11 protein-coding genes are annotated in these 14,437 nt (G+C 65.4%); 1 reads left to right on the top strand and 10 read right to left on the bottom strand.

What is annotated here, in order from left to right:
- A partial coding sequence (locus H5T60_04090; protein MBC7241607.1) for an AAA family ATPase occupies positions 1–1,671 on the top strand: 1,671 nt, incomplete at its 5' end.
- Positions 1,672–1,700: 29 nt separating this feature from the next.
- Here the strand turns inward: H5T60_04090 and H5T60_04085 are convergent.
- From H5T60_04085 to pyk, 10 genes are all read right to left on the bottom strand, one after another.
- Positions 1,701–2,618, bottom strand: a complete 918-nt coding sequence (locus H5T60_04085; GenBank protein MBC7241606.1) for a pseudouridine-5'-phosphate glycosidase — start codon at positions 2,616–2,618, stop codon at positions 1,701–1,703.
- An 8-nt stretch (positions 2,619–2,626) separates the two neighbouring features.
- Positions 2,627–3,556 carry a carbohydrate kinase family protein gene (locus tag H5T60_04080; GenBank protein MBC7241605.1) on the bottom strand — a complete coding sequence of 310 codons (930 nt, stop codon included), beginning with the start codon at positions 3,554–3,556 and terminating at the stop codon, positions 2,627–2,629.
- A 14-nt stretch (positions 3,557–3,570) separates the two neighbouring features.
- The gene (locus H5T60_04075) at positions 3,571–4,782 is read right to left on the bottom strand and encodes a glycosyltransferase family 4 protein (protein MBC7241604.1); all 1,212 of its coding nucleotides are present in this window, start codon (positions 4,780–4,782) and stop codon (positions 3,571–3,573) included.
- The gene (selB, locus tag H5T60_04070; GenBank protein MBC7241603.1) at positions 4,763–6,670 is read right to left on the bottom strand and encodes a selenocysteine-specific translation elongation factor; all 1,908 of its coding nucleotides are present in this window, start codon (positions 6,668–6,670) and stop codon (positions 4,763–4,765) included. The genes H5T60_04075 and selB overlap by 20 nt, the downstream gene beginning before the upstream one ends.
- A 27-nt stretch (positions 6,671–6,697) precedes the next feature.
- Positions 6,698–7,882 carry a hypothetical protein gene (locus H5T60_04065; protein MBC7241602.1) on the bottom strand — a complete coding sequence of 395 codons (1,185 nt, stop codon included), beginning with the start codon at positions 7,880–7,882 and terminating at the stop codon, positions 6,698–6,700.
- Between the two features lie 22 nt (positions 7,883–7,904).
- Complete coding sequence (gene phoU / locus H5T60_04060) at positions 7,905–8,582, bottom strand: phosphate signaling complex protein PhoU (protein MBC7241601.1); 678 nt, start codon at positions 8,580–8,582, stop codon at positions 7,905–7,907.
- Between the two features lie 31 nt (positions 8,583–8,613).
- Positions 8,614–10,023 (bottom strand): L,D-transpeptidase family protein, encoded by a 1,410-nt coding sequence (locus H5T60_04055; protein ID MBC7241600.1) that lies wholly within the window; start codon positions 10,021–10,023, stop codon positions 8,614–8,616.
- Between the two features lie 156 nt (positions 10,024–10,179).
- Positions 10,180–10,743 carry a zinc ribbon domain-containing protein gene (locus H5T60_04050; protein ID MBC7241599.1) on the bottom strand — a complete coding sequence of 188 codons (564 nt, stop codon included), beginning with the start codon at positions 10,741–10,743 and terminating at the stop codon, positions 10,180–10,182.
- An 89-nt stretch (positions 10,744–10,832) separates the two neighbouring features.
- The gene (gene mnmG, locus H5T60_04045) at positions 10,833–12,794 is read right to left on the bottom strand and encodes a tRNA uridine-5-carboxymethylaminomethyl(34) synthesis enzyme MnmG (protein MBC7241598.1); all 1,962 of its coding nucleotides are present in this window, start codon (positions 12,792–12,794) and stop codon (positions 10,833–10,835) included.
- 9 nt (positions 12,795–12,803) lie between these two features.
- A complete protein-coding gene (gene pyk, locus H5T60_04040) occupies positions 12,804–14,264 on the bottom strand; it encodes a pyruvate kinase (GenBank protein MBC7241597.1) in 1,461 nt (486 codons plus the stop codon).
- Between the last annotated feature and the right edge of the window lie 173 nt (positions 14,265–14,437).

Here is a 14,437-nt window from a genome sequence, read left to right as displayed (position 1 = left end):
TCGCAGGGGGAGATCATCCTCTTCATTGACGAACTGCACACCGTGGTGGGCGCCGGCGCCGCCCCGGGCGCCATTGACGCCTCCAACATGATGAAGCCGGCGCTGGCGCGCGGCGAACTGCGCTGTATCGGCGCCACCACCCTGGACGAATACCGCAAGTACATCGAGCGGGACAGCGCCCTCGAGCGCCGCTTTGCCCCCATCTTCGTGGATGAGCCGACGCCCGAGGAGACGCTGGAGATGCTCTACGGACTGCGCGACCGCTACGAGGCGCACCATAAGGTGAAGATCTCGGATGAGGCCCTGGAAGCGGCGGTGCGGCTCTCTCACCGCTACGTCACCGACCGCCGCCTGCCGGACAAGGCCATTGACCTGATAGACGAGGCCGCCGCCAAACTGCGGGTGGCGATCTATTCCATGCCGGCGGAGCTCAAGGAACTGCGCAATCGGCTTCAACAGCTCGCCGCCGAAGAGGAAGAGGCCTGGGCCAACCGCGACTATGAGCGCGCTGCAACCTGCAAGAGCGAGCGCCTCCAGCTCGAGGCGGAGTTCAAGGCCGCCAAAGAGGCCTGGCAGGCATCCCAGAACCTGGATGAGGTGGTGGATGCCGAAGACGTGGCCGAAGTGGTCGCATCGTGGACGGGCGTGCCGGTGAAAAGCCTCATGCAGAGCGAGGCGGAAAAGCTCCTGCAGATGGAGGAATATCTCCATAAGCGCATCATCGGCCAGGAAAAGGCGGTACAGGCGGTCTCCGATGCCATCCGCCGCGCCCGTTCTGGCCTGAAGGACCCCCGCCGGCCCATCGGGAGCTTCATCTTCCTTGGGCCTTCCGGCGTGGGCAAGACCGAGCTGGCGCGTGCCCTGGCGGAGTTCCTCTTCGGGGATGAGGACGCGCTGCTACGCATCGACATGAGCGAATACCGCGAGCGGCACACCACCTCGCGCCTCATCGGCGCGCCGCCCGGCTACGTCGGCTATGAGGAAGGCGGACAGCTCACCGAGGCAGTGCGCCGCCGGCCCTATCGCGTCATCCTCTTCGACGAAATCGAGAAGGCGCACCCAGAGGTCTGGAACACCCTGCTCCAGGTCCTGGAGGACGGCCGGCTGACCGACGGCCAGGGCCACACGGTGGACTTCCGCAACACGGTCATCATCATGACCTCCAACCTGGGCACCGAGTTCGCCCGCAAGGGTGGATCGCTGGGGTTCCGCACGGCCGGCGAGGAAGAAGAGGCATACAAGCTGGACGAGAAGCGGCTTCATGAAGCGCTTAAGACCACCTTCCGCCCGGAGTTCCTGAACCGCATTGATGAGATCATCATCTTCGAACCGCTGACCCAGGAACAGGTCGAGCAGATCGTGGATCTGCAGATGAACGAGATTCGTCAGCGACTCCAGGAATTCGGGGTGCAGATAGAGCTGACGCCGGCGGCGCGGCGCTGGCTGGCGCAGAAAGGCTTCGATCCGCAGTTCGGCGCCCGGCCGCTCCGCCGTACCCTCCAGCGCGAGGTGGAGAACCCCTTATCGCGCAAGCTGTTGAAGGGAGATATCTGCCGCGACAGCGCGGTGATCGTGGATGTGGAGGAGGATCATATCGTCTTCCGGCCGGCGGAGCCGAACTGCGTGCGGCTGGAGCATCCCATCACGCTGGACCATCCGTCCGGCCGATAATTCCGAACCCGCTCACGGCAGGGGCTGGATTATATCCCGCCCCTGCTGATTTGTTTTGCGATCTGCGCCGCGACATGCGCGTTGTTGCGGAGCAGGGCCAGGTTGGCGCGCAGGCTGGCGCCGGCAGTGATCTCCACCAGCCGATCCAGCACGAACGGTGTCAGCTCCCAGCCGCGTACCCCCCGCTCCTCCGCTTCCGTAAGGGCCTGGGAGATAGCCGCTTCGGCGACCTCCGGCGCCAGCGCCTCCTCCGCCGGCGGCGGCACGGCCACCAGCACGGCGCTTCGCATGCCCGTCTCCCAATGCCGCAGAGCGATGCGCGCCACCTCTGCCGGCGAGCGCACCGCCGCATCCACCATCAGCCCACTGCGCGGGGTGAAGAAGGCTGGAAACTCATCTGTGTTGTACCCCAGCACCGGCACAGCGTGCGTCTCCAGCCATTCGCGGGTCGCCGGCAGATCCAGGATGGCTTTGGCGCCGGCGCACACCGCGATCATGGGCGTTTCCGCCAGCGCCGGCAGGTCCCCCGACACATCGAACGCGGGAGAGCGGTGCACCCCGCCAATGCCGCCCGTGCAGAACACGCGCATGCCGGCCAGATGGGCTAACAGCAGTGTGCCGGCGACTGTTGTCGCGCCGTCCAGCCCCTGGGCGATGGCAATGGCCATATCGCGCCGGCTGAGCTTGCGGATACCTGATGCCGTGGCGAGATACTCGATCTCCGCCGGCGTCAGCCCGATACAGGCACGCCCACCCAGCACCCCTATCGTGGCCGGCGTCACGCCGTAACTCGTGAGAATGCGCTCCATATCCAGTGCCAGCTCGATGTTATGGGGATGCGGAAGGCCGTGGGCAATGACCGTGGACTCCAGCGCCACGACGGGAGAGCCGGCGGCCAGCGCCTCACGCACGGGGCCGCGAATCTCCATCCAGGGGGGAACGTTCATAGGAGGCCTCATATCACAAGATTGTCGTACAACTGCTGGAGGCTGAGGTCAGGGCAGACGGTCTCGCGACAGCGGATGGTGAGGGAGCTGGCGGACACCCCCAGCCGCACCGCCTCGTCAATGTCCATGCCTTCCAGCAGTCCGAAGACCACCGCCGCGGTCATGGCATCGCCGGCCCCTGTCAAATCCTTAACCTCGGTGGCGATGGCGGGGATATGTCCGCTCACCTGCTGGGTGGCGTAGCAGACGCCCTTTTCCCCCATGGTGACGATGGCGATCTCCACGCCGGCGGCCACCAGCCGCTTGGCCAGCTCAATCGGCCCCAGCCCCAGGGTGATATCGGAGCGCGTCAGGACGCGCGCTTCGTCCACGTCGGGCGTGATCATGTACAGGGACGGCAGGTAGGGATGTAGTTTGCCGGCCAGAAAGGTGGAGGTCGGATCCGCGCATACGGGCACGTCAAAGCGTTTGGCCAGCGAGAAGACGGTCTGCAGGGTGCGCTCGGGGAGGTTGGCGTCAATGACCACCATCGCGGCCTGCTGGAACAGACGCCGGCGCTCATACACATAACGTGCGGTCAAGTGCGTCATGATGTTCATGTCATACATGGCCAGGATGCGCGTGCCGTCGGCATCGTGCAGGGAGACGAAGGTGGCGGTGTCCGCGCCGGGCACGCGCAGGACATGGCGCACATCCACCCCGCTGTCAGCGGTATAGGCCAGGATTTCCGCGCCGGCCTCGTCCTCGCCGACCACCGAGAGCAAGGTGGTGGGAACGCCCAGCCGCGCCAGGTTCTCGGCGATGTTGCGCGCCACGCCCCCCACATGCACCCGGATGCGGCCGGCGTTCATCATGCCCAGGGTCACGCGCTGTTCCGCCGTACCCTTGGTATCAATCGCCGACGCCCCAATCACCAGCACGCCGCTCCGCTCTGTCATACTCCCATCTCCTCTCAACCGGACGTCCATTCCCGATCCGCATCCGCAAAGGCTCGCCGGGTTTCCTGCGCGGTGCGCTCCCAGGAAAGCTCGCCGGCCCGCTCCCGCGCCCGCGCGCCCAACTCCTGGGCCAGCGCCGGCTCCATACACAGCCGGCACATCGCTTCCGCCCATGCGTCCGGCTCCGCCGGGTCCAGCAGGATGCCGGCCGGCCCCACAACCTCCTCCAGCGAGGACCCCCGTGCGGCAATCACCGGTGTGCCACAGGCCATGGCTTCCAGCACCGGCAAGCCGAATCCCTCATACAGCGAGGGGAAGAGGGAACAGCAAGCCATAGAGTACAGCGCCGGCTTGTCCTCTTCCCGCACCCAACCGATGAAGTGCACGCGCTCTTGCACGCCGGCCTCGGCGGCCGCCTGGCGTGGGTCGGGGAACAGGGGCGTCCCTTTCTCCGGCGGGCGGCCGCCCACCACCAACGCCGGCAGTTCCGGACGCCGGCGCACCGCCCTGGCATAGGCCTGCATCAGCATGGGCACGTTCTTGCGCCGGTCGAACCCACCCAGGTACAATATATAACGTTCGGGCAGGCGATAGCGTTCCCGCACCCCTTCCAGCACCCGTTCGTCCTCGATCGGGACGAGGCCAGGGGCCACCCCCAGGTAGACCGTGCGCACGCGCCCCGCGGGGAGCCGGAGGTACTGGCACACGTCTCGGGCGGTAGCCTGGGAATCGGCCAGCACCAGCCGGGAGCGGCGTGCCGTGAGGCTGACCAGGCGGGTGTAGGCGCGCGCCGCCGGCGAAGCGGCATACTCCGGCAGTATTAGTGGGATGACGTCGTGAATGGTGGTAACCACCGGCGCCGGCGTCCACGCCGGCGTCGCCCAGTACGGCACATGTAGGAGGTCGACCTTCCACGTGCGGCATGCCGCCGGCACGCTCACCTGCTCGAACCAGAGCTTGGCCAGGTCTCCCCGCGCGCCAAAGGGTGTGCGCAGTTCGGCGTATTCCACATTGGCCGCCGGCAGTGGCCGGGATACGGCCGGCGCGCCGGCGGGGACGAAAAGGATGTAGCGGTCCCTGGGATACAGCGATGCGAGATGAACGAGCAGTTGATGCAGATACTGGCCGCTTCCGACCGTTTCCTGGCCCCAGAACCAGCCGTTCACGCCGATGACCAGCGAGCGCACCTCCCCCACTCCCGCCGGTTCAACGCAGGACCCGCTCATCCCCCACACGCCGCGTCAGCCCTATCATGTCCAGGTAGCCCATCAGCGCCAGGGCATAGCGGCGCGAAGTATTGAACAGATCCCGCGCCTGTGCCACCGTGATGGACCCATTGCGCTGGATAAATTCCACCACCGCCTGCCGCATATGCTCGAAGGTCTCGGGCAGGAACGCCACTTCCTCATTCAGTTTGACCAGGATGTTCTGCTCGAAGCAGGCATTGAGCAGTTCGGTTCCAAGCTGGCGCTCCAGCTCAGGGATAGAAGGCGGCGTATAAGGCTGGGCGCGGAAGGCGGCCAGCACTTCATCAACCTTGGCCTGCTGTTCCGGAGAAAACTGCACGCGGTGCGCCGGCAGAGAGACCATGCCATCCGACTCAGCGATCACCCCCTGGGCGCCGGCGTACTGCAGGACGGCATTGAAGGTCTTGCTGTTCAGGCGCAGGCGGCTCTTCAGCTCCTCTTTGGGGATACCCCGGCGGAGCGGGAAAGAGCGGTGGTAATCGCTCAGGAGCTGGGCGATTTGGTCGCGCAGGTTCTGCCAGCCGGCGAAGGACATGATCACCGCGGATGGCTCCGCACGCGGCGTGCCGGCGCTCTCCCCTCCAGCGGCCAGCAGGACGACATCCCTCTGTTCCAGGCACTCCTGCAGGGCCTGGGCGAACACATCATCCGCTATCTGGCTTTTCGCTTTCAGCTCCGCCACCGTGCAGGGTTCGAGAGTGCGCAGGGACTGGAGGAGCAGTTCCGCCGGCGTGCCGAAGGCCAGCGTCTCGAGATGGCGGATCACTTCGGGGCGGAAGCGGCGGTGCCGGCGGCGCGGATGCGGATCCACGATCACACCCCCGCCGATGGTCACGCTGGGGGACGGCAGGCGAATGATGAAGCGATCACCCTTCAGCACGGCCACCGGCTCCATGAGGCGCAACTGCACCCAGCAGGCTTCACCGGGATTAACCTGCTCCTTGTCCAGCAGTCGCACGACCGCCTGCACCTCTGCCGCGCCGGAGAAGAAGTCCACCAGCGTATTATGCCGCAGGGGGACCGGCGCGTCCGCCAGATAGCGCAGGGAGGCGTCTATCATCGTCGTCGGGCGAAGGGTGCCCGGGATGGCCACCACGTCGCCGCGCGTCACCGCTTCCAGGTCCACGCCGCTGAGGTTCACCGCCACGCGGCTCCCTGGCTGTGCGACCTCCAGCTTCTGCTTATGGCTCTGCAGGCCGCGGATGCGCGCCCGCAGGCCCCGGGGCTGGATCTCCACCTCGTCCCCGATGCGGAAGGGGCCGTCGAGGAGCGTGCCGGTAACCACCGTGCCGAAGCCGGCGATGGTGAAAGCGCGGTCCACCGGCAGGCGGCCGCGGCCCTTGCCCTCCCGCGCCCCGACGCTCTTCATCAGCCGGCCGATCTCTTCCTTGAGCCTGTCCAGGCCCTCGCCCGTGCGGCTGGAAACCCGGATGATAGGGGCCCCTTCCAGGCTGGTGCCCTCAAGCAGTTCGGTGATCTCCGCTTCCACCAGCTCCAGCCACTCCGGATCATCCACCAGGTCAATTTTCGTCAGGGCGACGATGCCGGCCTTCACCTGAAGCAGGTCCAATATATCCAGGTGCTCGCGCGTCTGCGGCATGGGGCCCTCGTCGGCGGCGATGACCAGCAGGGCGGCGTCAATGCCGCCGACGCCGGCCAGCATGTTCTTGATGAAGTCCTTATGGCCGGGCACATCCACGATGCCCACCCGCTGGCCATCCGGCAGGTCGAGCCAGGCGAACCCCAGGTCAATGGTCATCTCGCGCTCTTTTTCCTCGCGCAGGCGGTCCGGGTCAATCCCCGTCAGCGCGAGGACCAGGCTCGATTTCCCGTGATCCACATGGCCGGCTGTACCCAAAACGCCCACCGCTGTCCCCTCCGCAAAGCGGTCCCGCTAGCGCGTGCGCTCATCCCAGCGTTTGGTGAACTCGGCGATCCAGCGCTCCACCTCCGCGCTCTGATGCCGGACGAACGCCTGCTGGACATCCCACAACTCGACGACCTGGGCTATCAGCTTTTTCACCTGCTCTTCCAGCGGGGCAAAGCGCTCCTTGAGCTGGGCGTTGGTGCGCTCCTGTTCGTTCCAGCGCTGGTCCCAGGCCATCTCGTGCTTGCGCCAGCGCCGCTCATCCTCGGCCACGAATTCCTCGTAGGCTTTCTGCATGCGCTCCTCGGCCAGGCGCTGAAGCTCCGCCACCTGCGCCTGATCGCGCTTCAGGCGCTCCTCCAACTGCTGGAACTGGGCCAGCACTCGCCGGCTCTCATCAAAGACCTCGCGGAATTGGACGAATTGCCGGGCGAAGTCCTCCATCTGCCGGCCGAAGGCCTCGAACGCCTCGGCATACTTGGCTAGCTGACGCTTGCGCTCCTCTTCGCCAAGGAGCAGGGATTCCTGCAGGCGGCCGTATTCTGCCTTGAGATCATCACGTGCTGTCCACAATGTGTTCACGCGGCTTTCCAGCCGGCTCAGCACCCCGTTGGTCAGCTCCATCTGCCCGCGCAACTGTTCCATGGCCTTGACCAGTTCGGCCGATTCCTGCTCTAGCTGTGCCAGGCGCTTGCTGTCCAGCCGGCGCTGTTCCTCCAGGTAGGAGAGCTTTTTCGGCCATTCCTCCCCCTGGCGAGCCATGTCGATCAGGTTCTGGCGCAGTTCCAGCAGGACATCGTTCAGGCGCTTGTCCTCCGCCTTGCGCAGATCCATCTCGTCGCGCAGTTTTGTCAGCGCCTGGACCTCCAGGCGGAGGTCATTGAGCGCCTTCATGATGGCCTCGCGCTCAGTGCGGCGCACATGGCTGGCCTCGCGCTCAGCGAGCTGACGCTGTTCCTCCTCCCGTTTCAGCATCAGCACCACTTCTTCTTTGAGCTGGGCCATAGCCTGGTCCACCAGCGTGAAGCGCGTCAGTTGGGCGGCCATGCCGGCCAGCCGGCCCTCTGCTTCCTGCAGTTTCTTGCCCAGCTCCATGATCTGGGCGTTCTGCGCCTCCACCCTTTGCTGAAGCGCGACCAGCTCGGTGCGGTCGCGCCGGCGCTGTTCATCCAGCCATGAAACCTGTTGTGCTAACTGTGCCGCATCCATCATTCCCCATCCTCGTCATCCGTCCTCACCGCTCATGCTTCTTCGGGGTCGGATTCAATTCCTCGACCCGCCCCGTCACCAGAAACAGCACCCGCTCTCCGATGTTGGTGGTGCGGTCGGCAATGCGTTCCAGATTATGCGCCACCCACAGCAGGAGCGTGGCGCGGCGGATGGTGCCCGGGTCCTGCATCATGTACACGAGCAGTTCCCGATACACCTGGTCGTACAGGTTGTCCACCAGGTCATCCAGGCTCGAGGCGCGCCGGGCACGTTCCACATCCCGCTGGAGGAATGCCTGCATCTGTTCCTTCAGCATCTCTCGGGCGGTTTCCGCCATGCGCGGGATATCAATGAGGGGCTTTAAGAGCGGTTCTTCCATCAAGCGCAGGGAGATGTTGGCGACACCCTCGGCATGGTCCCCCATGCGCTCCAGCTCCGAGGCGATGCTGTAGACGGAGAGGATGACGCGCAGGTCGCCGGCCATGGGCTGTTGCGTGGCGATCAGCACCAGACAGCGCTCGATAATCTCGCGCTCGCGCTGGTTGATCTCCAGGTCCTGGGCGATGACCTGCTCGGCCAGGGCGCGATCGCGATCCACCAGTGCCCGCAGGGCGTTGGCGATGGCCTGGTCCACGGCACCCGCCATGCCGGCCAACTGCATCTCCAGATCATGCAGTTCGGAGGCAAAGGTTTCCCTCGGCATTTCCCATCCCCTTTCCGGCCGTGACCGCTGATCAGCGAATGATCACCGGCGTGCCGATTTCCGCCCAATCATAGATCGTCTTGGCCGCTTCCGTGCTCAGGATAATGCACCCGAACGAAACGGGACGGCCCAGGTATCCCTCCCACAGCACCTGACCGTTGGACAAGATGGGCAGGGCATGGATCCCGTTCTCCAGGGTGCCCGACCAATATATCCCCAACCAGTACGGCATCTCCAGATGCCAGGCCGAGGAATAGGCCACCGGAATCTTGTCCAACACCTGATACTCGCCCGGCACGGTCGGACTGCCGGCGCCGCCAGTGGAACAGACGAACTCATACACGAGACGCTTGCCCTCATAGGCGTAAAAGCGCTGGCTGGCAATATCCACCACGATTTTCTTATCCCAGCCGGTAGGGATGGGATTCCGAATGTGGTGGATTTCCAACAGTTTGTCCTCGACATCCACCGACTCGGGCAGTAACTGCATGGCGCGCTGGTACAGGCGTTCCGCCTCATCCAGCCGGCCGGCATGCTGTTCCGCCATGCCCCATTCGAAATACGCCTGACCCAGGAAGCGCCCCACCTCCCGGTAGCCGCTGGCAGTGTGCCACAGCGTCTCCAAGGCCTGCACCGCCCCCGGCCAGTCGCCGGCATGGTACCTCTGCAGGCCGGTCCAGTACTGCGCCGCCAGCGCATGGGCCTCCTGGAACTGCATATCATACGGGCGCAGGGCGATCGCCGCATCAAGCTCCGAGAGCGCCTGGCGAAAGTCCCCGCGCTGAAGCAGCCCCTCCGCGCGACGCGCGTGTTCCTCCGCCAGCGAAAGCGCCTTCTCCGCCGGCCTGCTTGCGCCGGCGCCGGCCGACAGCCACCGCGGGATCGAAACCTCTTTCCCGGCGGATGGCGCATCAGGGAGAGAAACCGGCGTCTCCGCCGAGAGCACGCCGTTCCCCGCCAGCACCCAGCCAAACCCCAACGCCACCACCAGTGCGATGGCTATCAGGCCAACGACCAGGGGCCAGCGCAGGGGGGAGGAAGACACAGGGACGACGGGGCGATAGCGCCGGCCGTTGGCGCGCGGAGCACGAAGCGCCGGCACAAAAGGAGCTTGCATCGGCACGGCGCGCTCTCCGCGGGCAATGCGTTCCTGCGCCCAGGTCATGCCCTGGCGCACCGCCGGCACATCGCCACCGCCCAGCTCCTCCACCTTGCGCAGAGCGCTGAGCACCTCCCAGGGATTGTCGCTCACACATGCCAGCCAGAACCAGCCCAGCACTGCGTCAGGATGCCGGCTGAGATATTCCGCCAGCATCTGCCGCGCCGGCGATGAGTCCCCCTCCTGCGCCCGACGCAGGACCGCAAGCCAGTCTTCCGGAACCTGTGTGAAATCGCGCCGGCGTGCTGGCCGGCGCATCCAGTCCAGTACTGTGGAGGGCATGGCTCCTGCCTGCTTCTCTTTGCGCCCATGGGGATAGCGCCAGGATATTCACCGCTATTATATCATCCTGGCGCCGCCATCACAACGCCGCCGGCGAGTATTAATATGAAAAAGCCGCACGGCCGCCGGCCCCTGCGGTGAAAGGGATATCCGCCATCAGTCCTCGGAAGAAGTGAGCGAGGAGGAACTGCCGGACGCCGGCCAGGCGGCCGTTTCCATCTCCTCTTCGTCGAAGGGAGCCTGCGGATGCAGATATTCCTCCGCCGGCGCCGCCTGTTCGGCCCCGGTGCCGGCACCATCCTGCGGTGCGCCGCAGTACGGGCAAATCGTCCAGCGCAACTGCAGGACGCGACCGCATTCAGGACAGCGCTTCTTCAACGGGGTATGGCAGGCCGGGCAGAGGATAAAATCTTTCTCCACCTGCCGCTTGCAAGCGGGGCACACGGCCCGCTCCTCGATATCCTGAAGCAGTGCCTCTTCCTCCAGCGCGCGCTCATATGCCTCGGTCAGGCGCTCCGGCGGGCGAAGGATCAGGTACAGCAGAAGGCCGGGGATGTTGAGGACAAGGACCAGCAGAGTGGCCAGCAGTTGGGCGAAGATGTCGCGGGTGCGCGAGCGGATGTCCCGGAAGGTCCATATGACCAGGCTGATCCAGAGCGCGGCCAGGAACCCACCCGTCAGCGCCAGGATCACCTCCAGGACCACCATAATGGTATTCATCAGATCAGGCGATATTGGCATGACCGATTCCCTCAGTACAGAGATTGAGCCCCGCCGGCCAGGCCGGCACTTGAGCCATAATTATAACATCAGCCGGCTTTTTTGTCACTTTGCCGGCGCCCCCGTTCCAGATGTACAAGCAGTACGGAGATATCCGCCGGATTCACGCCGGCCAACCGCGCCGCCTGCCCCACTGTGGCCGGCCGGAAGCGCTCCAGCTTCTCGCGCGCCTCACTGCGCAGGCCAATCACGCCGGCGTAATCGAAATCGGGCGGGATGCGGTGATCCTCCAGCCGGCGCATGCGCTCCACCTGCTTCCGCTGTTTCTCGATGTAGCCGGCATACTTCGCTTCAATGCTCACCTGCTCCATAACGTCCGCAGGGAGCGGCTCGGGCGGCGGCGCCAGCCGCAGGATCAGGCCATAATCCACCTCCGGCCGGCGCAAAAAGGTCAGCAGGTGGATCGGCTCGTCGGTGGGGGAAAGGCCGGCCTCCTCCAGCACCCGCCGCACCTCCTCCGAAGGTGCCAACCAGGTGTTCCCCAGGCGCTCCAGCTCCCGCTGAATTGCTTCCTGCTTGGCCTTCACCCTGGCATAGCGCTCATAGGGAAGCAGGCCGGCCTCATAGCCCAGCGGGGACAGCCGCAGATCCGCATTGTCCTGGCGCAGGAGCAGGCGGTACTCGGCGCGCGAGGTCATGATGCGGTACGGTTCCGTCAGCTCCTTGGTCACCAGGTCGTCAATCAGCACGCCGATATAGGCCTGATGCCGGCCCAACACCAGGGGCGGCCGGCCCTGCACCTTGCGGGCGGCGTTGATGCCGGCGATGATACCCTGCGCGGCGGCCTCCTCGTATCCCGAAGAGCCGTTGATCTGGCCGGCGTGGAACAACCCCTCCACCAGCCGCGTCTCCAGCGAATGGGAGAGCTGGAAGCTCGGCACATAGTCGTACTCGATGGCATAGCCGGCGCGCATGATCTTGGCTTCCCGCAGGGCCGGAATGGTATGGAGCACGGCTATCTGCACCTCTTCCGGCAGGCCGGTGAAAAATCCCTGCACGTAGACCTCGTTGGTCAACCACCCTTCCGGCTCCAGGAAGAACTGATGCGACGGCTTGTCGGGGAAGCGGATGAGCTTTTCCTCGAACGAGGGGCAGTAGCGCGGGCCGGCCGCCTCGATGATGCCGCCGGAAATCGGCGACAGATGCAGGTTCGCCCGCGCCACGGCGTGCGTCTCGGCGTTGGTATGCACCATGTAGCAGGGCAACTGCGGCCGCCACGCCGGCCCGGCCGGCCGGGGATACACCGGGTTCGGGGGCAGGGAGAGCTCCGGCACCACGTCCGGAACCTGGTCGGGCGGATATGCCGTGCTGAACGCCAACGGGACCTCACTGCCGGGCTGGATGATCGTCTGGGAGAAGTCAATGGTGCGGGCATCTACCCGCGGTGGGGTATTGGTCTGGAGCCGCCCCATCTGAAAGCCCAGCCGGCGCAGGCAGGCGGACAAGCCGATCGCCGGGAACTCGCCGGCGCGGCCGGCCGGCTGGCTGAACTTTCCGCTCAGGATGCGGCCAGCCAGGAAGGTGCCTGTGGTCAGGATGACCGTCCTGCCGGCATATTCGATGCCGTTGGCGGTCCGCACGCCGGCCACCCGATCCCCCTTGACGAGCACCTCCTCCACGATGGCCTGCTTCAGCTCCAGGTTGGGGGTGTGCTCCAGCGTGAGCTTCATGTACAAGGAATAGAGGCGCTTGTCGGCCTGGGCGCGCAGTGCCTGCACCGCCGGCCCCTTGGAGGAATTGAGCAGGCGTATCTGAATCATGGTGCGGTCGGTATGCCGGCCCATTTCGCCGCCCAGCGCGTCGATCTCCCGCACCAAATGGCCCTTGCCCGGCCCACCCACCGAGGGGTTGCAGGGCATCTGGGCGATGAGGTCCAGGTTCATGGTCAACAGCAGAGTGCGCGCTCCCATCCGCGCCGCCGCCAGCGCCGCCTCACAGCCGGCATGTCCTGCACCGACAACGATAACGTCATACATATCCGTATCCAACATCCCTTGGAGTCAAGCTTCCCCCATGACCCGATGCACATACACCATATTGGTCTTGCCGCGCCCGCCGCTCGGGATGCCGGCGGTAATCACCACCAGGTCGCCGGCCGTCGCCATGCCGCAGGCCACTGCGGCCCGGTCGGCCGTGCGGATCATCTCATCAGTGCCCTGATATTCCGGCACCAGCGCGGCATGGGCACCCCACACCAGTGCCATTTGCCGGCACACCTTCTCCGAAGGCGTGCAGACCAATATGGGCGTGGCCGGCCGATGCCGCGACACCATGCGGGCGGTATACCCCGACATGGTGGAGGGGATGATGGCCTTGGCCGACAGTTCATGGGCGATCTCGCAGGTAGCCTGGGTGACCGCATCGGTGACGCCGTCCGCCGGCAGAGGGCCAACGCGTTCCAGCTCCCGCTCGTAGGGGAATGCCCGTTCCGTTGCCAGCGCAATGCGCACCATCATCTCCACTGCTTCCACCGGGTACTTCCCGATCGCTGTCTCTCCCGAAAGCATTACGGCATCCGTGCCGTCCAGAATGGCGTTCGCCACGTCGCTGGCCTCGGCGCGGGTGGGCCGCGGGTTGTGAATCATGGACTCCAGCATCTGGGTCGCGGTAATGACCGGCTTGGCCGCCAGCCGCGCCAGTTGGATGATGCGCTTCTGGTAGAGCGGCACCTCCTCCGCCGGCGCCTCCACCCCCAGGTCCCCACGCGCCACCATAACGGCATCCGCCGCCTGGATAATCGCTTGAATGTTCTCCACGGCCTCGCGCTTCTCGATCTTGGCCACGATGGGGATATCGGCCCCCAGCTCCGCCAGGAGCCGGCGCAGTTCCTGCACATCCTCTGCCTGCCGCACGAACGAAAGGGCGATGAAGTCGAAGTCCTGCTGGACGGCGAAGGCCAGGTCCGCGCGGTCCTTAGGCGTGATGGCCGGCAAACTGGAAGCCGCCCCCGGCAGGCTGATGCCCTTATGGGAGAGGAGCGTCCCGCCGGCCAGCACCTCGCCCACGGCCTCCGCCGGGCCGACTTCTTCGACCCGCAGGGACATCAGCCCGTCATCCAGCAGGAGCACATCGCCCGGCCGAAGATGCTGGATCAGCTCCTGATGCGGAATGGGGATGGTATCCCCCTGCTCCACTGACGCCGCCGCTACCAGACGGACATGTCCCCCTTCCTGCAGGCGCATTTGTCCGCCGGCCAACTCTCCCACGCGCAGTTTGGGGCCCTGCAGGTCTCCCATGATGGCGACATTGCGGCGCTCCTCCCGTGCGATCGCCCGCACCATCTGCACAGCACTGGCGTGCGTGGCATGGTCGCCGTGCGAAAAATTGATGCGCGCCACATCCATGCCGGCGCGAATCAGCCGGCGGATCATTTCTTCCGACGAGGTGGCCGGCCCCAGGGTGCAGATGATCTTGGTGCGCCTCCAGGGGGCCGGCGGAGCGAAATAGCGACAGGTACTCACTGCCATCCTCCTCTGCGTATCAGCGACGGCGGATATAATTGTAACCGCGTCCATCCATTTGGCCAAATATCCTCGAGGGCTTCCCGCCCGCCCTTCGCCCTTTCCCGAATTTGACAACTTCAGCCATCCTATGGTATAGTGTGAATTGCCAATGCGGAGGCGTGGTGTAGTGG

The organism is Anaerolineae bacterium, from assembly GCA_014360855.1.
Classification (GTDB): domain Bacteria; phylum Chloroflexota; class Anaerolineae; order JACIWP01; family JACIWP01; genus JACIWP01.
This window is presented reverse-complemented; position numbering and strand designations above follow the sequence as displayed.